We start from the raw sequence: 22,417 nt of genomic DNA on the forward strand, positions 1-22,417 counted from the left end.
CCCGAAGGACAAGATCCGCTCGACTTGCATGTATTAGGCACGCCGCCAGCGTTCGTCCTGAGCCAGGATCAAACTCTCCATATTAGAAGTTTTCGCTTCGACGCGATGTCGAATCGAAAAGCTTCAGGTGTTTGAAATGCTCATTACATCTGTTATCGCTTTTTCGCTTATCCCGAAGGATTTGCGAGGCAGTTGTTACTCGTTGTTCAGTTTTCAAAGAGCAATCTTTTCTTTCGTTTGCTACGTTTGTTTTGCTTGTCGTCCGCGCGTTTCTCTCGGCCGGAATTAGAATATATCATGTATTACATAATCATTGCAAGTCTTTTTTTAAAATTAAATATAATAACTTCAAAAACACTATTTAAATCATATAGATCATAGAAACTCCACCAAGAAGCTTCTATGACCTATCTGGATCTGGATCTGGATCTGGATCTGGATCTGGATCTGGACCTGGATCTGGATCTGGACCTGGATCTGGATCTGGATCTGGATCTCGATGTCTATGACCTATGTCGATGCCGTTAATTATCTATCCAATTAAATATCGAAAAGCCTACCGCCTGCCGCCTCGTAAAGGCGCGAATACATTTTCAAAGCATAGGTATCTGTCATCCTTGCAATGTAATCGCAAACCAATCTAGCATTCTGCCTCTCGGAGGCTGGGCTCCAGCTTGTCTTTTCATCCTCGGGCAGCAGGTTCTTGTCATTCAGCATGGCAACGAACAGCTTCTCAATAATTTTACCGCCGCGCCATTCGAAGGTCTGTACCTTCTGCGAGAAAATGACATGATCCACGACGAGTGTTTTCAAGTCTTCCAGAAGCTGAGCCGCTTCATCGCCGATTACCGCTTTATAACGCAATCTATTAGAAGCAAAATGCGGCTGCACGTCTTTAACCGTAATTTCGTGAATAAACCCCGAAACCAAATCAGCAAAAAATCGCTTCGTCTGTTTATGCCGGTCGGTACTTGCATCCAGAAAAATGCGCAGCGCCTCCGCTATCCGGACCGATGAGATCATTTTATGCCGCTCGACTACTTGGCATAGATCCTCTCTTTTGATCAAATTCAGCTTAAAAGCATCCTCCAAATCATAGGTCGCATAAGCGATATCGTCGGCCAGTTCAATGATTGAGCACTCAAACGTTTTGTTTATTGTTTTGCTGTGCTTCCCAGCGGTCGGTTCCGATATGCTAGTGAAGTAAGCCTGCTCATCCTTCGCAAACGCCTCTATAATCCAATCAAACACCGGCTCGTCCTCTTCAAAAATACTGCTTTTAGGCGGTTTAACCGTCACTTCGGGATTGTTGACCCGCTTCGGGATTGTTGACCCGCTTCATGCTCGCTGGATATTTGAGAATGGACAGCAACGATGCCCTAGTCAGGTCAAGTCCCGCCTCACGATCCCCTTCCCTGCTGGTCAATAATCGAAAGGTATGTGCATTTCCTTCAAAATTCAAATGAAAGGCGCTCATGCATTTATTCAAAGCACGCTCACCCTGATGTCCAAACGGCGGATGCCCCAAATCATGCGCTAAAGCGGCCGTTTCAATAAGAGAAATATCTATTTTGTTCTCTGAATTTAGAAAGAAGTCGTCTTTTTCATTTAACGTTGTGGCAATTCCTCTGGCAATTTGAGATACTTCAAGGGAATGGGTAAGCCGTGTCCGATGGAAATCGCCTTCGCTGATTCCGATTACCTGCGTCTTGGATTGCAGGCGGCGAAACGCAGCCGAATGGATAACCCTGCCGAAATCCCGCTCGAAGCCATCACGGATCGAAATCCGCTGCTTCGCATTCTCCGTATTGAAATGCCGCTCCGTATCTTTTTCATTATAGAACGGATTGGATGGATGATTGATCAGAATCATAGGCTCGCTCCCCGGTGAGTTCTTTTAGAGCCATTCTAGCAATATATGGTCATTAATGTAAGGGATTGTTGAACAGATCACAAAGGAGCGCTTACGCCTTGGGTAAAATATTCGCATTCTACGGACCGTCCGCTTCAGGAAAATCCGAAATTCAAAGGGAGCTGACCGTCCTTGGCTACCCCAAAATCATTACCGCTACAACGAGGCCTCCAAGACCGCATGAGAAAAATGGGGTCCATTATCAGTTCATGACGGCTGAGCAATTCGAGCATGCACTCGCTGAGCAGTCTTTTATTGAGTGGACTAGCTACAACGGGTACCAATATGGCACATTAAAATCAAGCATTGAAGACGTGCTTCGACAAGATGACAAAGCGCACATCGTGCTTGATTTAGCCGGCGTACTCGCACTTAAGCAGTTGTATACGGATACCGTGGCCGTTTATATCGGAGCGAATATTAGCACCATAACACGGAGGCTTAAGCTAAGAGGAGGCGCAGCGGAAGAAACCGATAATCGGATTCAAAAAGCAGAGCAGCACGAACTGAGCATCGAATATACGCAGCATGCCGATGTCATCGTCTGGAACCATGACGATGTTGACTTCAACGATACGATGCTGCGCATAAGGAATATTATCGCGGGCAATCAAAACGATTGAAGGCAAAGCAAGAGCTCCTCTTGCCCACTTGGGACGAGGGAGCTCTTTTTTTGATGACTGCTGTCTATTAGATAAGCTCCGATTTCTGTAAAAGCCTCTGAATAATCGCGGCAACCTCTGCCCTGGTCAGATTCGCTTTGGGAGCCAGCTGCGTAGTCGTTCTTCCTTGTAAGAGTCCGCCTTGCAGGCAATCCTCAATTCCGCTAAGCGCCCACTCCGCAATAGCCTCTCTATCTGCAAACTGATCTACAAGTATTTCCGTACCAGCAGTAGGCAGCTTAGCCTTAAGCCCGGTAAGCCTCATCGCACTAGCGAGAATGGTCATGGCCTGCTCCCGGGTTATGCTCGCATGAGGCCGGTATGTTCCATCCTCGAAACCGTCAATGAGATGATAGGCACTAGCCGTTTCAACCGCATCCGCATACCATGCCGATGGCTCCACATCCGAGAAAGTATCGGCAGCCTTAACCGACCTAAGTCCAAGTGCGCGGACAACCATCGCAGCGAACTCGCTTCTTGTCACGTTTAGCTCTGGCGCATACTGATCTGCACTAACTCCGTTCAAGATCAATCGGGCACCTAAATCATGTACCGCTTCCTCTGACCAATGACCGCCTATATCTGTAAAACGTACGGAATGACTCACGAGCGAATAAACGCTGTTCGTTAAGCTATTTATTTCCGCAGCATATTTCCCGTCCTTCTGTACGATTTTGGTAGGCACATGGCGCACCGTTCCGTCTGAATCGATGACGATAGCTGTCGTCACCGAGCTAGGATCAACACCATTAGGAATAACGATAGTTCTTTCTACGAATCCATTGAATTGGTTGATTACCGTTGTTTGATCTCCATGGACTGCCGTGAGCTTAAAATCATAGGCTGAGCCTATCAGAGCATACCCGCCTTCCGTTGCAGACGCCTCCAACAGCTTCTGAACATCTGCGGCCGGATGGCTGATTTCAATACGAAGCTTTATGGCTTCAAGCGCAGTCGATTGGCCGAACGACTCCGCTAATGCTTCTAAATTAAGCAGAACCGCTGGCAGCACGTATACGGCTCCGGCTGTTTTGAGCTCAATGACGGCGTCCTTCTGCTGGAGCCTTTCCATCAGCTCAGCCGTCAACTCTGCGATCATAACGTCCGTTTGAGCAGTCGCTTGGATCGAAACGACCGCATTTGTCGGCAGGGTTGCAAGCTTATTCGTAAGCTTCACGGCATCAAGCTTAACGGTAGTGACCGTTTGACCATCTGTATTAGTCGTTTCAACGCTTCCAAGCTGCTCTTCTTTGCCATTCAGCAATACAGAAGAGCCGGATGGCGTAGGTGTTGGAGTCGGCCCCTCCGGCTCCGGTGGATTGGTCGGCTCAACTGGTCCCGTGCTCGACTGAGGCACGGCGCTTACTTCATTAGAAGCAGCGCTCTCGCCTGCGTCGTTAAATGCTTTTACAACAAAATAGTATGCAGTACCATTGCTCAATTCTGTCGCTTGATAATTGTAGACCGAGCCTGTTACGGTTGCAGCTCTCTGCGCATAAACACCTGATTGCGTGCTCACATAAATATTGTACCCATCAGCTCCGTCAACGCCTTTCCAGCTCAAGTCCACTTTGCTAGCACCAGCAGTTGCTCCAATAATAGAAGGAGCATCCAACGGATCTGGGTCTGTTGGGTCTGTTGGGTCTGTTGGGTCTGTTGGGTCTGTTCCTTCTAAAATAGGCATCATGTATTCCGCTAAGCGAGTTGCGATTTTCACATGCCCGGCACTCGATGGATGCAGGCTGTCAATGAAATCGGCTGACGGATAGCTGGCTACCCATCCCGTCGTATCTACATAATGAAGCTTCGAATCGCCTGCTTCGATCCGGTTGTTGACCGCCGCAAGCGTCGGCGCAGCTTTAAAGCCGCCTAGCGTCCTCAGCGCAAAAATATTAGTATTCGGATATTTGCTGCGTAAGTCTGCTAGAAACGTTGCGTACGTATTTTGGAATGCTGCATCATCCACATTGAACTTCGCATCATTCGTACCTAGATTAATGACAATGGCAGTAGGTTCATACGTACTGAAATTCCAGGCAGGAGAATCAGGGTAATCACCGGTCTGAAGCTTGAAATATTGCTCGCTCATTCCCAGTGCGTTCGGCGCGTAGCATGCAACGCCTGTCTGCAAGCAAATGCCCGTGTATGCAATCTGCGTATGATCGGCATTCAACTGCTCGCCCGCCAGCCACGCATATGAAGCGACGGAAACATTCGAAGTCATATGGCCAACCGTAATGGAGTCGCCAATAAACTCAATGAGCTGCTCCCGCTTAGGCGGCTGCGCCGTCTCTGCGCCTATGTCGAGCAGCAAGCCTTCAAAGGCGAGAACATCTAGCACATCCCGAGATGCAACAGTCAGCGTATGCGTCCCTTCATCGAGCGGAGTCGGTGTCAGTAGAACTCTTCCGTTCGCATTGGTGTATGACTGATAGTCACCATCGTCAATCTTGACGAAAAGGTTCGCAGCGCTGCCTAATTTCAGCCGCACGTTCGTCCCCGTGAAGGACGTTCGCAGCGAAGCTCCCGGCCAATAGCTTTTGTACACGGATTCCGAGCTTTTGTCCCAGCGGCCAATGTACGCAATGTTGGCGTCATCCGGCGCAATAGCCGTCATGGGTGCTTCCGGCTCCGTAACGGTAAAGGTTGCTTTCGCGCTTACGTCGCCATTTTGCGATTTGGCCGTAATGACAGCTGTTCCCGTACTAAGCGCCGTAACCAGACCGCTGCTGCTGACCGTAGCCGTGTTAGCGTTGCTCGTAGACCAGATGATTCTTTTGTTTGTCGTCTCAGCTGGCAGCAGCGTCGCCGTTAACTGCTCGGTCTGACCGGTAGCGATCGTAGAAGCCGACTTGTTCAGCGTCAAGCTGTCCGGGAAAACTTCAGGCCCGTAAACCTCAAGCTCCCATATCGAATAGCCATAAACGGTTGCTCGCACCGTACCGTACATCCGTACGTATCGCGCGTCCACTTCGTTAAACTTGACCGTCTCAACGCCGCCTTTGCCCGTTGTCGTGCTGAATACCGATTGCCAATTGGATTCATCTGTTATGTCGTTGGCAACTTGAATGTGATAGCTTTTTCCATAGGCACCTTCCCAGAACAGCTTCACTTCGTTAATCGCCTTGGTTTCACCAAGATCAACGTAAATCCAGCCCGGATCAATGCCACGCTTTGACCCAAAACGCGTAGCCAAATTGCCATCGTTCACGTATGGCGACGTATCCTCCGCCCCATCGTTCGACGATCCGATTGCCGGCTGGCGCAGCGCTAGGTTCGTGCGTGTCCGCGGCTCCGGGTTCTGCAAGGGCTTAATGGTCACACCGCTGTAAAACTCCTTGCTGAGAAAATTCAGCTCATGCAAATTGGTTGCAGGCTGTGCTTTGCCCGGCATGTACACATTTTCGAACGAAATGTCGGAAATTTCCGCGCCCTCCACGCCTTTTAGCTTCGAAAAGCTTTCGCCAGCGTCGCGAACCGTAATATTTTTTACCGTAACGCCCGTAATCGGCCCGACTCCGGCATTGCCGCCGTTGATGGTGAACATCGTCATCCATGCGCTGTTGTCTTCATTCTTGCCGCTGATGTCCTCGACGTCGATATTCTCAAAAGTTACGTCGCTCACGCTGCCTGCGCCATACTTATGATGGATAGCGAAGCCTACGGCAGCCTTGTAGACGACACCGTCCTTAAAGATAATGTTGGATTGATCCTGCATGACGCCTTGCCCGATTTTGTAGCCGTAGCATAGGGTCCATGAGATCGCATCCTCAAAAAGCACGTTCTGGACAGGCTCCGGGCTGCCAGGCCATGGCACTTTGCCCGAGGAGATATCGGTGTCCTCCCGCCAAGCCTTGGTGGAATACGGATCATCGAGCGCGATGCCGATCGAATTGCGGACGACGACATTTTGCGATTCGCATATATCAATGCCGTCATTCTCGCCCATTCCGAGACTGTTGAACATTTTGAGATTCGTAAATATCAGATCATTGGAACGAACAGGCACAACCGCCCAGCCTGATGATTCTCTAATAATAACCCCGTCCATTTGGAAGTCGCTTGTCGCGATCGGCACGACGAGATTGTTAATCATGCCTTTGCCGTTCGTGCTTTTGTCATCATGCAGCGCCTGCCCATTGCCGTCGATCGTCCCTCGCCCGTAAATCTTAATGTTCGTCGAATCGAATGCGGTCGAAATCCACCACGTAGCCGGACGGCCCATCGAGTCCTTGAACCAATGCTCGGTGTAATCGGCTGTTTTGCCTGTACCGACAAAGGTTGCTCCCGGCTGCATGTAGAGCGCCGTATTGCTGCGCAGCACAAGATTTCCGATATAATACGTGCCTATCGGTACGTAAACGATGCCTTGCGCGCCATTTCCCTGTGCCGTACCATAGCTGCTCGCGTCATCAATCGCTTGCTGCAGCGCCGCCGTTCTCTCCGTCACGCCCGTTTTTTCGCCCGTAGCCGTGATGCCGTATGGCGCTGCAGTCACGTTAAAAATACCGATACCAGAAGCGTTCGGCACATCCGTTTCCGCTGGATCGGCAGCAATAACGATCTTGGTCGTACGGTTATTCATCATGACGATCAGATATTCATCCTTCTGCGTCGTGAATGTAATCGTCCTGCCGACGACCGAATCAGCCTTGATGCCGAGCTTTTTCGGGCTGATGGCATACTCATGGACCTTATCCGTGTTCAGTATCGTGAGCTCGTACGTAATTGCCCCCTCGGACGCTGAGAAATTCGCATAATCATAGTCGTTATACGCTTTGATTACCGGAATATCCACCCCGTTCGCCTTTAACGTGTAGTTCGACGAAGCCACGTATTTAGCCGATTGCTGATAGGCATGAATCGCTGCAGGGCCGACTGCCGCAGCGGCCGGTTCCCCTGCTGCTGCCTGCGCATGCGGAGCCGGAATAACCACGGTCGATGCGAGGACTGCGAATACTAATGCCAAACTGAACCATTTTTGAAAAGCTAGCCTCATTATAAATCCCCCTTTGCTCACTTGTGAAAGCCCTTTCACAAATAAGTATAGAGGGAAATGGACAACGGCCTAATGCGGCAAATCCCACATTATGGACAGCTTTCTTAAGTAATTGGCTGCTTGAAAGGGAGATTAGGCAGATATGTCTTGATGTATGCGACTTTGCTGCCTGTTGCACTCAGCATCATCGCACGAATCGTCGATTATGGAACAGGACTTCCCCTCCGCCCCAGAAAAGTAGAATAGAACGTCAGCTTATGACAAGCAGGTCCAGAAGCAGCGCTTTCTGTACATGCATTCTGTTCTTAGATGATCGAGCGTTCCGCTTCAACCAGCTCGGCTTCAATCTCAAAGCCCGGATGGATCGGCATATCATGCATGATATAAGGCGAATGGCCCGCAAGATTCCGTTTGTTCAGCTGGAAAGGAAGCATTGTCACCAGCCTTTTATTCTTCTCTTCCTCATAATGCTCCTCATGAAAAAACTCCATATCAATCCATGTGTCCGTATATACGAAATCGGATTGCGCGGCTGCTTCGGACAAGCTGCTCACATTGACGACATACCCGCTTTGATAAGCCTCCCGCATAAGCTCTTCATCCCATGACGGAGTGTTGATGATTGGCGTGACCAGCAGAAGCTTAATGCCCATAGTCATACAGCCGGCGACAAGGGAATTGGCTACATTGTTATGAATGCCGACATACGTTAACGTAATCCCCTTGAACGTTCCCGCTACCTCGTAAATGGTCATCAAGTCCGCGAGCGCCTGACAGGGATGATATTTCTCGCAGCAGCCGTTAATAACGGGAACGCTAGCGTATTTTGCCAGTTCAAGCACGTCGGTGTGCTTCTTGAGCCTTGCCATAATGACATCGCAATTTCTGGATGCATACCGAGCTTCATATTGGATGGGAGAGAGACTGAAGTTGCTGGCGTCCCAGTCCATCACAACTGAATACCCGCCCATTTGGTTCATACCGGATTGAAAGGACAAGTTCGTTCTAGTCGATGTTTTTTGAAAAAGCATTAGCAGCCCTTTCCGCTCGGCGGCATGGTAAAACTGCTCGGGACTGCGTTTAACCTCGATCCCCCGTTCAATGATGGCTTGAATCTTCTCCGCGTCCCATTCTTTTAAAGACAATAAGTGTTTCATCGCTTCGGCTCCTTGTAGTGAATATTTATTCATAGTAATGAATTAACATTCAATTTAAGGCGTGCGCTATGTTTTGTCAACCGGAACGAGAAGAATCCCTGCAGTTGTTACAGGGATTCTTCGGAAACGAAAGCAGATATAAGTTTGGCAAGCCTTTCAAGATCGGATGGGTTCATGTCAAAAGCGCCCGAAACACTTCCGCTTATCCCATGTTCCTTGAAGCAGGCTTCTTTTCCTTGCGCTGCTGCTGAATCTCGTCCAGGTATAGGGTGAACCTAGAGTCGCCGCTGTAGGATATAAACAGCCAATCCAGTGCGCGGGTCATTGCCATATAAAACCTTGCCGTCTCGCGTTCCTCGGCTTCTTCCAAGGCGTAGGGCATATTCTCCGTATTCACAAGAAATACTGCGCGGTAATCGCGTCCTCTCGCATCGTCCACAGACGATATGGCAATGGCGTTGGCGTCATTCGAGTCGCCTAATGCCTGAATCGTATCGGCATTCTCCTCCGATAACCATTGAAACGGAAGGCCCTGCCGCCGCAGCTCTTTGCGAATCAGATCAATATAGGAGGAATAGTAGTTATTTTTGACGCGATACAAAATAACCATTTCCCCGTAGGGAACCTTCCTCTCGCTATGCAGGTAATGAATCCGCTTGACGACGGCCTCCAGCTCCTCTTGCAGATTGCGGCAGCGCAGAATCGCAGGCTCCGAACCTTTGCGCCTCGTGCTATGGGGAGGAATCAACGCAACGCCGTCAATCGAGCCTTCCTGCATCTTATTATCCAGCAGCGAATGTTGTTGATAGAAACGCCAAGCGAATTGAACAATCTGGGCTGTATTGCGGTAGTTGACGGATAGAATGCGCGAACGCTCCTTGCTTTCCGTACTCGCAGCAGCCATGCTAGGATTAAGCAGTTGGTTCAGCAGCCTTAGCCACTCGCGGTCGAATTGCTGACCCTTGTCGATCAGAATCGCATCATACGTCGGAAGAATCGCCTCGTTGCTCTCCAGCTTCTCAATCAGGCCTGCAATACCCGATTCCCTTACATTCAGCACCTTGCTCAGCCACTCATGAAAATAATAAACCTCGACATTATGCTTCCGTTTCTTATCATCCTTCTGTTCCTCGAGCATCACCCAATCGAATAAATCCTCAGGCTCCTCCATGAGCTCATCAACCATTTTTTGAAGGCTTCCCGATATCGTATGACTGTGGCTCAAAATAAGAATTTTCCATTCTGGATGATGCTTGGCAATAATCTTGGCCCGGTTAACAAGCATAAGCGATTTACTGCCAATGCCTATCGCAGCATTCCCGTCATCCGAAAGCAGCTTCGCGGCAAGCTCCTGTTGCACATCCATCGCCTCAATCTGGTGGAGCGACAGCAGAAGCTGGTCCTGCTCATCAGGGAGCTGACGGAACTCGGAGCTCAGACGTACCTCAGGGTATAAATGGCTGCGGATGGCCTGCATATCAGCAAGCTGCAGCATATACCTTTTGCGGCTCCACTCCGTAAACATGCCATGTATTTTCTCAATGAGCAGATCAGCTGAGAAGCCTTCCCGATCCGCATCTATTTCATTACGGCAGAGCACAAACGTCGGGGACATGACATCGCAGAGGCTAAGCCTCTCGAAATCCTCCTGCTCCATTCGCGTAAATACGGTTCCATGGCCGCAAGCAAACTTCAGAATGCCTGCTTGTCCTTCCCGCTGCAAGGCCAACTGCGGATCATTCTTAAGCTGCCTCGCGATCCGCCGCGCTCTGTTCCTAGCTTGCTTATAGGGATTCTCCACCGCTTCCATCCGTCCCGCAGAAGAGTGAATCTGCCATTCGTCGACATCGATCTGAACGATAGAAGACTTCGTATAATCCTTCACATCGAGCACCACTAGCCCAAGATCCGGACCTATAATGACAAAATCAGGCCGATCCCCCTCGATTTCCGGTTCGAAATAAACCACGTAATCTTCTGCCAAATACGTCTTCAGCGTGCGAAACACCAATCGCTCTCCCGCTGTCGCGCTCTTTCGAATCACCTCAGGGATCATGTATGCCATCTTTTGTCACCTCTCATTCTATTATTCTCGTTCATTTAATTATAAAGAATATTGAGGCCAATGGGTAGCCAATCCTCTCTAAAAGCAGCGTTTCAGACCGTTCTACGCAAGTCATACATCCTCATCGCACCGCGGTCATTGCAAAATAGACCGGAAGCACGCCTAGCCGCATCGAGTCCGCAAAGGTATGCAGCTGAATATGGCGGAACCCCTGCGCTTCCAGCATTTTGCCCAACATCTTCGTCGTAAAATAATTCGCCTGCGAGCGGCTGAACGCTGGCTCGGCGACTCGTGAACGGTATAGCCTGCTTTTGACGAATGAGAACGTTTTGAGCTTGAGAATGCCTTTCCTCGTAAAAAGATAGTCCCAGTTATAACCGGAGCCATGAACGAGCAAAAACACCTTCCCGCCTGGGGAAAGCACCCGGTAAAGCTCCTCCAACGTCTGCTCCGCATCCAAATACTGCAGCGCTGCTCGGCATATGGCCATATCAACAGCTGCATCGCCCAGCGGAATGTGATGCGCATCCGCGGTTTTCGCTATAACCTGATGGTCAGGAATATTCGTGCAGCGAAGCAGCGCCTCCAGCAACGCCGTCTGCTCCGCATCAGCGTCAATCCCATAGATGAGCTCCGGCCCCTGCTGGAGCATGGAAAATATGGTGGCGCCTGCTCCACAGCATAAATCCAGTATTCTGCGGTGTTGATCTGCTTCCTGCTGAAGTAGGCGATCAAAGGAGTCCGGCTTGTATCGCTGCCTATAGTGCTCGTAGCAGGCATATCCGAACGAAGGATCAATGAGCTTCCCATCGCTGGATATCACGCCTTTTGCCAGCAAGCTTCGCCTGACTTCTGGGTTTGGGAGCTCACCGCTTCCCCAGCGTATTCCGTTCTCTATGCTGAAGAAATAAGCCGTTCCCGCCAATAAAACGCTTTCTAAAATGATTTGCGCTTTAAGATCCAACTTTCCGCTCCCCTCCAACCCGTGGGTAATAGCTGCGAATCGACATGCATTTGAAATCGGACAAAAGCTGTTTTAATTTCATATGCGTATGGGCGAGGCCATAATATCGCCTGAAGCTGTTAAGCTTGGAGGTATCGTAGATATGCGGCTGTTCGTGATCCAGATCGTACGGATGTATGTAAAAAACGAAGGCGTCGCGTTTCTTTATTATTTTTCTAGCGCCTAAACGGAATGCCGCGTACGGATATATGCGAAAATAACCGCCGCCGCCCCAAGGAATATGGATACCGTTCATATCGTACACCGGCAACGGTATTTCCCATAGTGCTTCCCGGATTTGGTAGGCATGGGTGCTCGAAGCCGGCAAATCAAACTTGGCGTAAAGCTTGTTGAAGGTATTCGGGATGAGGCTTGAATCATACGTGAAGCCTTCTTCGATAAGGATTTCCAATCCCCCATCCGTCATGGAAAAGCAAGGGGCGCGGTACCCGTTCACCTTGGCGCCTATGGTATGCTCGAGAATGTCCTTTGACCTGCGTATGTCTTGCCTGAACTGCTCGGGTGACTGCTTGTAGACCAAGCGATGGGAATATCCGTGCGATGCAATTTCATGACCTCTACGGTGTATTTCTTTGATGAGCTCGGGCTTCCGTTCAGCAATCCAGCCGAGTGTGAAAAAAGTACCTGTCGCCGCATGCTCGTCCAATAAATCCAGGATTTGATGAACCGGCTTCTCCAGCCTTAAGGCATAGCCCTCCCACTCCGAGAGCGACAAATCCGGGCTGCAAAACCAGTCCTCCACATCGACAGTAAAAGCCATTCTCATGACTACCCCACCCTTCTCCCCTATTATTCCTCATACGTCTTGTTATGGCAACATTTGTATGAGTTTGAATGATTTTGGAGGATAAGGCAGAGGCTGCGTGCTTTTCTTCCAGCAAAAAAAGAACAGAGCGCCAAGTAGAAACTACTTGTTGCTCTGCTCTTTTGTCTTGTTATGAAATAGCTATTCGTTCATGCTGTTAAGCAAATTCACGATCATTTGAGCGCTCTCGGCTCTTGAACCGTTTGCTTTAGGGGCAAACAGCTCAGCCGTGCGTCCGTTCATCAGTCCAAGCTCCGCAGCCGATTCAATTGCGGTGCTGGCCCAATCGGGAGTTGACCCCGTGTCCGTGAATCTTCCCTTGCTTGCAAGGACAGCAGCCTGATCGTTCATCGCATAGCGATAAGCCCTGACGAGCATAGCCGCCATTTCTTGACGGGTAACGGTCGCATTAGGCGAGAACATCTTCCCACTTACGCCATTTACGATCCCTGCTCGCTCGGCAAGCGCGACCTCGTTTGCATACCATTTCTGAGGAGCTACATCCGCAAACTGCGAAGTTCCTTGCCCTGTTATACCAAGCGCCCTCACAAGCATAGCTGCAAACTCAGCGCGTGTGACTGCTTGGCCCGGGTTAAACCGTTCAGCAGATACGCCTTGAACGAGCTGCTTGGCCGCAAGCTCTTTCACCGCTTTCGCTGCCCAGTGCGTTTGCGGCATGTCGAGGAAGGACTTATCATATTCCAGCACCGCATATTTGTTGAAATGGTTGACCGTCGCCGTCAATCTTCCGTTCGCCAACTTGCCTCCTACATATTGAAGCTTGCCATCATCAGCCAAATAGTAAATGCCGATCAAGCTTGTATCCGCTGACGGATCCACGGCAAAAGAGATCGTGAGCGGCTGCTCGAACTTGCTTAACGTGACTGATTGGCCGGACTCTGTCTTCATCGTCAAGCTGAATTCGAGCAGTCCGCCCGCGAGCTGCAGCCCGGCTCCAGCTTGATTGCTCGCCTGCTCTAGCAAGCTTTCTGCTTCATTGCCGGTTACAGCTTTGGCTGTTAAAGAAATGGTGCTCTTGTTCACTTGATCAGCTGGAAGCAGCTGCGTTAATTGTGCCAGAAGCTGCGCGGGAATGCTGATCGCTAGATTCATAGCCTCTACCTTGAACGGAGCTCCAGCGAGCAGCTCAGCCGTGTTACCCGGTAATACCAGCTCTTTAAGCTGGGCATTCGTCACAATCACAACCTCGCCGCTCGCATTTTTATCCGCCAGCTGCTTATCCGTCACTTTCACCACACCGGACACATCAGGAGTTGGCGTCGCTGTTGGTGCTGCCGTTGGTGTTGCCGTTGGCGTCACTGTTGGCGTTGGACTAGGCGTTGGATCTGGCGTTGGATCTGGCGTTGGAACTGGCGTCGGAGTCGGTGTCGGTGTCGCCTTTGGCAGCACTTTAATCGCAAGCTCTGTCTTTTTGCCGCCATAGCTTGCCGTAATCGCCGCTTCTCCTGTTTGCAAAGCCACAACGATGCCGCCATCCGTAATCTCGAGGATGGATGGGCTGCTGCTCGCAAGCTCTGCTTCCCCGCTGACGTCTTTGGTGCTGTCGTCACTATAGATCGCAGTCAGTTTTACTTTAGCCGATTGACCTACAGTCATTTCGAGCGGCAGCTCGCTCAGCTCCAGCTTGCTCAACGTGATCTCCGGCTCGTTCGTTGTAACCGTCAGCTCATATTTGGCGCTAAATCCTTTATAAGCCGCGGATATTTCCGTCGTGCCTTCTTTCTTAGCATGTACGAGGCCCGCTTCGCTAATATCGGCGACCTCCTCATTCGAGCTGGCAAAAACAAGACCCTCAGAAATGACCTCTTTTTTGCCTGAGCCATATACTGCCTCTACTACTGTCGTATCCTCAGCACCTATTTGAAGCGCCGTTTCCCCTTTAATCGTAATGCCTTGCAGCACATCGGTAACCGTAATGATGCTCTCTGCGAATATATCCGGGTACCCGATAACTGCTACCCTTACCGTTGCTTGTCCCGGCTTCACTGCTGTAATAAGGCCCGACTCATTAACGCTAACCGCACCCTCAGGCGCCGAATGAGCAACTGACCATACCAGCTCTTTCGCAGTAGCTTGGTCCGGCAGCACTTCCGCTTTCAGCGCGATCGTCTGGCCTGCTTCAAGCTCCACAGTTGATCGGTCCAGCGTAACCGACTCCGGTTCAAACTTAGCGATAGCAAAGCGGTCAATCTCACGGCCATCCACCGTTCGGCCTATCACGACTATCTCATTTTTAGTGATTTCAACTGCCGTGAAGATTTGCGCATTCTCATCAAAAATCTTCTCCTGCCAGTAGCGCGGAGTGAGCGCATAAAACTTAGGACCCGATGAGCCGCCGATTACGTACCGCGTGCCCTGTCCCTCAGCAACCTGTTTGCCATCCTTCATCGGATAGGAGCGCATATAAATATGGTCATGTCCGTTCATGACGAGATCCACGCCATGCTTGTCGAAGACCGGAACCCACGTCGATTGAACCTTTTCATTCGCATAAATACTGCCATACGGACCTTGGTGGAAGAAGACGACCTTCCATTTTTTGTCCGTCTTTTCCAAATCATTATCCAGCCATTGTGCCTGTTCATCAAAAATCTGGTTGGACATTTCCGTATTCATCACGACAAAATGCGTATCCTTCACGTCGAAGGAGTAGTTCGAGCCTTTTACGCTTGCCGCACCGTTTTGCGGATTATGGAACTGGGCCAAATAGTCGCCTGCACCGTTCGTGCCCATCACCTCGTGATTTCCGATAATAGGTACAAGCGTCGTATGAAGAAGCTTCTCCTGAGCCGCTTCGAACCACCAATCCCATTGCTCTTGCTCGTACCCTTTGTCGACAATATCTCCCGCATGGACGAGCATTTCCGCATCCGGCATGTAGGCCATAGCTTTGTCCAGCGTATTGCCCCAAAGCGCGAAGCCCGCCTTCGAGTCAGCCTGCGAATCGCCGATAAACAAAAACTTCATCGTATCGCCAACAGCCGCGCTTGTTCGGAACGCGCCTTGCTGGCTCACATTGGTCTTGCCGTCGCCGACACGGAATACATACGCCGTATCCGGCTCAAGCTGTGCAGCTTCCGCTTTGTGGACACGCATCGTTCCGTCATTATTGGTGTTATAGATGGAGCTTACGCCTGTAATTCGTGTTACATTATCGTCCTCGAAGCTTGTGAATGCCGACTGCTTCACCAGCTCAAGAACCGTATCCATCGTGAGCGGATCCGTCTGCCAAGTGAATTGGCGTGACGTGCTCGGATCGCTGCCCATCGTCACATTCATATTGCGCGGCGCTGCCGTTCCGGCATATGGCGCCACCTTGAATGTCATGACCGGGCTATATGCGCTGCCTTTTACCGCTTGCACCGTATATGTGCCTGCTGCCCCGGTCACTGCCGACGTAGTCAGCTTACCATCACTTCCAGATGCCGCATCTGTAACCTCTATTTGATTGAATAACAGCCTCGCATCCGCAACTGCCGCATCGTCCTGCATGGCTGTCACTTTGAAAGCTGCCTCGTAACCCATGCCGATTGCAAAATGATCCCAGTTCAGCTTCAGCTGCGTCTTCACATTCGCTTGCGCAGCAGCTCCTATGAAGCTAATCGGCGTACCTGCTCCCTCCGTGGAGATGACAGACCCTGACGTATTCGCAATAATGAGCGGCTTCGACACTTCAACCGCCACCTGCTCCAGCGTCAACGGGCCAATATAATCGTTACGAACCGTATATTCGATCTGTCCGATCAGATCCGTGTCAGCAAGATTAGCCTCATTTAAATGTAATATATTTAATCGAACGCTGCCTTGCGCCGCATCAATAACCGCCTCCAGCTGGCTCTCCTGCACCTTGCTGCCGCGGATAAGCTTCATATCCTTTACGGCTGTCGGGTCAAATTGAAAGGCAAGATGCCCTTCCTTCAGCTTGCTAGCTTTCTCTGCGCGAATATTCAACGTATACGTGTTGCCGACATTTTGCTCCATTGGCGTGTCGTATACATAATAGGGCGAGCCTAGGTTGACCATGAAATACCATTCTTTGATCGTCTGATTGCCGTCCATATCGCGAATCGCTATCTTCACCTTATGGCGTCCCTCTGCAAGGGGAATCGTCGGCTTGTACGTGATGAGGCCAGCAGGCGGGTGGAAGCCATGCTCCACAGGCTGATCATCTACATATACGCGTGTTTTCGCCGGATCTATTAACGTCGTGCCGGGATGCTTAATCGGATCATAGCCGGCATCCTCGCCATGGACCGAAATCGTTGGCGTTGCGGTTTTAATAACCGCATTCTCAGCCGGATAAATATCTTTGAATACCGGAGGTGTCGTATCCTCCTCAAGGGGACCGTAGATCGCCCGAATATCGTCGACATACAGCGCGCCATCCGTCTTCTTCACATTGCTGGTCTCCATGTAGCGGACCGGCATGTCCATTGTAAGCGGCGTCGTTTTCCCTTTGGGTACGTTCACCTCAAGGTACCTCCAGCCGATCCAATCTACGCCGCTGATATTATCCGTGAAATCAACCGGAATAGCCGCATTGTTGCCATCCCTGAGCTGGGCGCGAAGCCAGTGCTTCTTGCCGTCCCCGTATACCCACATGCTTATTTTCTCCGGATAACCGGGAATTTGAATCCGGTTCGGCGTGCTCGTTGCCGCCAAGTATGCGCCAGACGTACCCGTTTTGCCGATAAAATCATACTCCAGCTTCAGCGCCTTATTCCCGCTTCGAATATAATCCTGATCGGTCACTTCCACGATTTTCACGGAATTCGCGGCAGCGCTGGATGCGATGTATTTGTCTAAGCCGGATTCAAAATCCTCCAGCATGACAGGCGGCAGACCAACATTCACTTCGAAGGAGGTTTCCACGTCGCCGTATTTCGCGAAGATCTTGCCATGCTGTCCGTTCTCCTGTGTCGCCTCAAAAATTCCGTTCTCATCCACGGTCCCAATGCTGCCTTCAACTCGCCATTCAAAGCTATGGTTGTCGGCTTGTACCGTTTGTCCATTGCGCAATGCCTTCAACGACAAGGTTGCTTTGGCTCCTGAGGTATAGGTTTTGATGACATCAGGAAATTGGAGTCCAGTTAGTTGATCGACGACCTCAATTTCTCCCTGTCCCTGTACAGAGCCAGCTACTGCCGTAACGATGCCCGTCGCAGCTGCCGTGCCAGCCGTAAAAACACCTTCTGCATTAATCGTTCCTAGCGAAGGATCAACTTGCCAGTTGAGCACATCCGAATAAGCTGCCGGATGTCCGTTAGCATCGATGCCCGCTGCTTTGAACGTATAAGTTGCGCCTTGCAGAATGCGCTGCGCGTTCGGCTGAATCGCCAGCTTCGATGCGGACTGAAGCTCAGGCGCGGTGTTAATGAGCAGCAATCCGTTACCCGTCTTCCGCTCCCCGCCGTCAGAGCCTTGATTCAGCATTTGCACCTTGTTCATTCCCGGCAGCTTTGCGACGAACGTAGACGAGCCGCCACCGTCAAGGTTCATACCGTTAACGACACCCATGTCCTTCAGCATCATGGCCAGCTCATCCGTTTCGACGCCTTCGCTAAAGCCCGGTGACCTTCCGTCGATCTCGAATAGGACGATGCTTCCATCGGCTTTTGTCCCAATTGCCGTACGTGGATGAACGCCCTCCGGCCCAACATTCAATTGCGGGATGCCGTCCTTCACGAGAGGGCCTTGGCCCCCGATCGCTACCGTCACTTGGCTCCAATCACCGTCTAGGGCAAAGCTCGCGGTTATCTCGTCACCCGTCTGGAGCCCCGCAATAACCGCGCGAGACGTGCCGGATGCAGACAGCACGACCTGGCTTTGGGCGAGCTTAGTATCCCCTTGATCCTTGCGAACCTCGGCCACCTTCAGCTTCATCGTCTGCCCGCTTTTCACATCACCCTCCACGATATCCAGCACGACCTCATCGCCTAGATTCGTCGACTTTGTTGAGGTATTATAATCGTCTGTGTAGAGGACAAGCTGGTTGGTATCCCTGTAACGGTTAATACTCGTAAGATTGGTCGTCACGCCGCCGATCGTAACCGTCTTCGTCAGCTTCGGAGCGCCATAGATCGAGGAGCCGTCGGCTTTCAATCCGAAAGCGTAGGCGGTGATAGCGCTATTCAGAATACGGCCATCATCCATAAACAAACCATTCGGCACACCTGTCGCGAAGCCGCTGATCTCATAGAAATCGCCGTTAATTCCAGCAATGACACGGCTTCCCGGTGCATCCGCGTGAGCGGCCATTTCGGTCACGCCCTTCATGCCGTATACTTTCCCATCCTTCGTGCCCGCACGAAGCGCAAGATTCGGATTCTTCGGGTCGAAAGCGACCGCGTGTATTTTTTGGAGGCCTCTCTCATTCTCCATATCCATCCAGGTATACATCGCACCCGGTGCCAGCTCTGCTTGGCGAATGTCGATGACCTTGCCGTATTCCGTAGCTGGAAGATCTGTAATAGCCGCATGAGCGATAATTGCCGGCTGTAGTAACGAGAGTAATAGAGCAAAGATAATGAATGCATTTGTTTTCCTTACATACTTACTCACTATTTCATTCCTCCTCATGAAGTACCGCTGCCCGTTCCTTGGACAACGTCATAGAAGTAATGATAAGTAGTGAGTATGTTTGGGATGTTAGTGGGGGGTTAAGAGATTGTGAAGGGAATTACTGCAGAAGAACACGCACTATGTAAACCTGCCAATTATAACTGGGTCACCATCGCTTCTGCGGCGTAAATTCATCATTTCTTTACTCAAATGCGCATCAGAGATAATAATCATGCACTACTGTGAGGATATCATCCCGGAAGAGGAGTGATCCCATGCGAATTGCCGTGTTTTCAGACACTTATGTCCCGCAGATTAATGGCGTTGCCCTTACTTTGAAGCGATGGATCGATTATTTGTTCGATCATGGCGTTGAATGCATGCTGTTTGTGCCTACCGCTCCGGAACCATCTTATGAAGAAGAGGTGTGCAGGCTCGCCAGTCTTCCTCTCCTGCTCTATCCGGAACATCGGTTTGCCATTCCCAATTTGCTGCGGATTCGCCATCAGCTTTCTCGGTTCAAGCCTGATCTTGTCCATATCGCCACCCCCTTCAATGTCGGACTCGCCGGTCTAACTGCCGCCCAGAAGCTGCACATTCCAGTAGTCGCCTCTTACCATACCCATTTCGATCATTATCTCGACTCCTATCGCTTTCCGTTCGCCCGTGCCTGTTATTGGCCGTATATCAAATGGTTCCACCGCTCCTGCAGCGCCATATTCGCTCCTTCTCTCGAGACGATTAACCGACTGGAAGACAAGGGTCTGTGCAATCTCGCTTTGTGGACCAGAGGGGTGGACTGCGATTTGTTCACGCCCGAGAAAAGTTCGGACCGCATTCGCGAGCAATTCGGGATTAAGGAGCGGTACCTGCTTCTCTTTGTTGGCCGTCTGGCGCCGGAGAAGGATTTGGATATGCTGCTTCAACTGATGCATCAACTGCCTGAAGAAATTCGCGGGCAAGTCCACTGGCTCATCGTCGGCGACGGCCCCATGATGGAGCAGGCCAGACAGGAAGCTCCTCCGAATGCTACGTTCGCTGGCTATCAGAGTGGTGAAGCATTAGCAGAGTTTTACGCTTCTTCGGATCTGTTCGTGTTCCCTTCATCGACCGAAACATTCGGTAACGTCGTATTGGAGGCTGCAGCGTCCGGGCTACCTTCTATTGTTGCCGACAGCGGAGGCGTGACCGAGATTGTTCAGCACGGGAAGACCGGTATGCATGCGAAGCCGAGAAATACGGATAGCTTTCTAGCTGCATTGACCGATTGGATTGAGCATCCGGGGGACTGGCAGGATTTCGGGGTAAACGCCCGAGCTTTTGCGCTCACGCGCACATGGGACCTCGCAATGGAGTCGATTTACACACGCTGCGTGCAGATTGCAGAAACGGAGCATAACCAGCTGGCCGCTGCGAGACAAACGATGGCATGCATCCGTGAAGAAAGCGAAACGGCTTGAAGATAGAACGGGGAATGCTCACATCTGAGCTTCATGAGGAGGTACAGGGATATGGATACCGGAACACATCTTCTTACTGGCGCCACCTTGGGCGGGCTGGCGATTTCACTTGCCGATCCCGCTTTTATGAGCCATTCGACCGTCATTTACGGATTATGCGCGGCGACAATCATCGGGTCGAACGCCCCTGATTTCGATGCCGTCATTCGTATTCGCGGGTACAAATCGTACTTGCAGCATCATCGGGGCTTCAGTCATTCTCTGCTCATGCTCGCGGGGTGGCCTGCTGTCCTTGCCCCCTTGATTGCCCTCTCCTTTCATGCCTGGGCCTATCTGGTCCCGATATTTCTATGGACGATGGCCGGGGTCGTATTTCACGTCTTCCTTGACTTGTTCAATGCATACGGCGTGCAATGCTTCAGGCCGGTTTCACGAAAATGGTTCCATGCCAACACCATCCCAATCTTCGATCCGATCCTGTTCGTTCTTCATGCTGCGGGGCTGCTGCTATGGCTGTTCGGTGTCTTCGGGGCAACGGCTATTTTCCCGCTCGTCTATGCGTTAACCTTTTTCTTTATCGGATACCGTATTGTGATCGGCCGCATCATGCTGCGACACGTTCGCAGGCGATACGGAACTGCCGGTTATTCCTTTTTGATTCCGCGCGGACTCCCCCATAAGTGGAAGTATGTCCGTGAAACCGGGCAGGCTTATATCACGGGCTCGATTCGCGGATTGACGTTCGAGGAAGAAGTCATCTTCGAGAAAGGGGAACAGAACGATGTGGTTCAAGCGGCGATGGGCAACGATGGCGTGCGTACGTTTCTCCATTTCACGCATCATGTTCATATCTCCTGTCAGAAGCTTCAGAACGGGTACCTTGTCGAGCTGCGCGACATCCGTTTTCGACATGGGCATAATCTCCCCTTCGGGATGGATGTCACGTTAGATGAACGACTGCAGGTAACCGGGGACACGATCGGGTGGAGGAAAAAGATGTGGGAGCCTCCTTTTGCTTGATGATTGGCAATTTGAAAGAGGGCACTCGAAAGCGTAAAGCAGAAGGGAATAGGAGAATCTTAATGGATTCTTTGACTCCAATCTGTTTGATTCGTAAAGCGCCACTTCATTAACTTCGTCGAGGCATTGTAATCCTGCGTACAGAGAACCAAATGGTATATTTTCCGGTAACAGTTAAGCTCGTCAGATTGGGTGTCACTGCAATCATTACTGTCTTCGACAGCTTTGGAGTACCGTAAATCGGAGATCCATTGAATAGTAGGCTATAAGCATACGAGGAAACGGAATGCTTTTTTCTAAACCTAATATTTTTCCCGGTAGAAGTTTACTTTGCTTTTTTTTTGCAGAGTTTCCCTCTAGAGAAATAATTCTCTTTCTTGTAAAAAGCTTAAATAATGATCAAGAGCCACACTATACATATTGTGGCCGATATTGTTTTTGCTAAAAAAGAAATCATTATTCTTAATTCGTTCGATGTCCTTTTTTAATTCTTGCATAGAATTATTTACATAAAATTTTTTTTCTAAGAGCCCTATTTTGATCATATCATCTGAGATAGTTTTTATAGCCCGGGCATATTTATAAGCTGAACTCGCACTTAATGTGTTCCCAGATTTTTTGTCCTTGGAAACTAACCAATCTTCAAATTCATTTAACAGACTCATAAACTCACCTATCCTTGATACACTGCATCTGTTTGCTCTAATGTCCAACTATTTGTTCACATGATA

Annotated in this window: 12 protein-coding genes and 1 rRNA gene; 3 read left to right on the forward strand and 10 right to left on the reverse strand. The window is 50.4% G+C overall.

Going from position 1 to position 22,417, the window contains the following annotated elements; all coding sequences use genetic code 11:
- From AB4Z29_RS26165 to dgt, 3 genes are all read right to left on the reverse strand, one after another.
- Positions 1-84, reverse strand: a 16S ribosomal RNA gene (locus AB4Z29_RS26165); the annotation flags it as partial.
- A 456-nt stretch (positions 85-540) separates the two neighbouring features.
- Positions 541-1,251 carry a hypothetical protein gene (locus AB4Z29_RS26170; RefSeq protein WP_441945917.1) on the reverse strand — a complete coding sequence of 237 codons (711 nt, stop codon included), beginning with the start codon at positions 1,249-1,251 and terminating at the stop codon, positions 541-543.
- Between the two features lie 37 nt (positions 1,252-1,288).
- Complete coding sequence (gene dgt, locus AB4Z29_RS26175) at positions 1,289-1,873, reverse strand: dGTP triphosphohydrolase (RefSeq protein WP_441945918.1); 585 nt, start codon at positions 1,871-1,873, stop codon at positions 1,289-1,291.
- 98 nt (positions 1,874-1,971) lie between these two features.
- Here dgt and AB4Z29_RS26180 point away from each other — a divergent pair, with 98 nt between their 5' ends.
- The gene (locus tag AB4Z29_RS26180; RefSeq protein ID WP_441945919.1) at positions 1,972-2,535 is read left to right on the forward strand and encodes a guanylate kinase; all 564 of its coding nucleotides are present in this window, start codon (positions 1,972-1,974) and stop codon (positions 2,533-2,535) included.
- A 67-nt stretch (positions 2,536-2,602) separates the two neighbouring features.
- Here AB4Z29_RS26180 and AB4Z29_RS26185 read toward each other — a convergent pair whose 3' ends face one another.
- The 6 genes from AB4Z29_RS26185 to AB4Z29_RS26210 all read right to left on the reverse strand — a co-directional run bounded on the left by AB4Z29_RS26185 (position 2,603) and on the right by AB4Z29_RS26210 (position 19,206).
- Complete coding sequence (locus tag AB4Z29_RS26185; RefSeq protein ID WP_441945920.1) at positions 2,603-7,573, reverse strand: S-layer homology domain-containing protein; 4,971 nt, start codon at positions 7,571-7,573, stop codon at positions 2,603-2,605.
- Positions 7,574-7,878: 305 nt separating this feature from the next.
- Positions 7,879-8,730, reverse strand: coding sequence for an ornithine carbamoyltransferase (locus AB4Z29_RS26190; protein WP_441945921.1), 852 nt, complete (start codon positions 8,728-8,730; stop codon positions 7,879-7,881).
- 202 nt (positions 8,731-8,932) lie between these two features.
- Positions 8,933-10,795 (reverse strand): 3'-5' exonuclease, encoded by a 1,863-nt coding sequence (locus AB4Z29_RS26195; RefSeq protein ID WP_441945922.1) that lies wholly within the window; start codon positions 10,793-10,795, stop codon positions 8,933-8,935.
- 121 nt (positions 10,796-10,916) lie between these two features.
- Positions 10,917-11,759 carry a class I SAM-dependent methyltransferase gene (locus tag AB4Z29_RS26200; protein ID WP_441945923.1) on the reverse strand — a complete coding sequence of 281 codons (843 nt, stop codon included), beginning with the start codon at positions 11,757-11,759 and terminating at the stop codon, positions 10,917-10,919.
- Positions 11,749-12,585 (reverse strand): DUF3473 domain-containing protein, encoded by an 837-nt coding sequence (locus tag AB4Z29_RS26205; RefSeq protein WP_441945924.1) that lies wholly within the window; start codon positions 12,583-12,585, stop codon positions 11,749-11,751. Before AB4Z29_RS26205 ends, AB4Z29_RS26200 begins: the two co-directional genes overlap by 11 nt.
- Positions 12,586-12,765: 180 nt before the next feature.
- Entirely contained in the window at positions 12,766-19,206 is a 6,441-nt protein-coding gene (locus AB4Z29_RS26210; protein WP_441945925.1) for an S-layer homology domain-containing protein, read from the reverse strand.
- 275 nt (positions 19,207-19,481) lie between these two features.
- Here AB4Z29_RS26210 and AB4Z29_RS26215 point away from each other — a divergent pair, with 275 nt between their 5' ends.
- Both AB4Z29_RS26215 and AB4Z29_RS26220 read left to right on the forward strand, forming a co-directional pair.
- Positions 19,482-20,666, forward strand: a complete 1,185-nt coding sequence (locus AB4Z29_RS26215; protein WP_441945926.1) for a glycosyltransferase family 4 protein — start codon at positions 19,482-19,484, stop codon at positions 20,664-20,666.
- Positions 20,667-20,717: 51 nt separating this feature from the next.
- The gene (locus AB4Z29_RS26220) at positions 20,718-21,686 is read left to right on the forward strand and encodes a metal-dependent hydrolase (RefSeq protein ID WP_441945927.1); all 969 of its coding nucleotides are present in this window, start codon (positions 20,718-20,720) and stop codon (positions 21,684-21,686) included.
- Between the two features lie 356 nt (positions 21,687-22,042).
- Here AB4Z29_RS26220 and AB4Z29_RS26225 read toward each other — a convergent pair whose 3' ends face one another.
- Positions 22,043-22,399, reverse strand: a complete 357-nt coding sequence (locus tag AB4Z29_RS26225) for a phage integrase SAM-like domain-containing protein (RefSeq protein WP_441945928.1) — start codon at positions 22,397-22,399, stop codon at positions 22,043-22,045.
- Positions 22,400-22,417: the final 18 nt, after the last annotated feature.

This window comes from Paenibacillus sp. 2TAB23 (assembly GCF_052115165.1).
In the GTDB taxonomy this organism is placed as follows: domain Bacteria; phylum Bacillota; class Bacilli; order Paenibacillales; family Paenibacillaceae; genus Pristimantibacillus.

Excerpts from the sequence above, each read along its gene's own strand:
- dgt (WP_441945918.1), bottom strand. The coding sequence starts at position 1,873 with ATGATTCTGATCAATCATCCATCCAATCCGTTCTATAATGAAAAAGAT.
- AB4Z29_RS26185 (WP_441945920.1), bottom strand. The coding sequence starts at position 7,573 with ATGAGGCTAGCTTTTCAAAAATGGTTCAGTTTGGCATTAGTATTCGCA.
- AB4Z29_RS26190 (WP_441945921.1), bottom strand. The coding sequence starts at position 8,730 with ATGAAACACTTATTGTCTTTAAAAGAATGGGACGCGGAGAAGATTCAA.
- AB4Z29_RS26195 (WP_441945922.1), bottom strand. The coding sequence starts at position 10,795 with ATGGCATACATGATCCCTGAGGTGATTCGAAAGAGCGCGACAGCGGGA.
- AB4Z29_RS26205 (WP_441945924.1), bottom strand. The coding sequence starts at position 12,585 with ATGAGAATGGCTTTTACTGTCGATGTGGAGGACTGGTTTTGCAGCCCG.
- AB4Z29_RS26215 (WP_441945926.1), top strand. The coding sequence starts at position 19,482 with ATGCGAATTGCCGTGTTTTCAGACACTTATGTCCCGCAGATTAATGGC.
- AB4Z29_RS26220 (WP_441945927.1), top strand. The coding sequence starts at position 20,718 with ATGGATACCGGAACACATCTTCTTACTGGCGCCACCTTGGGCGGGCTG.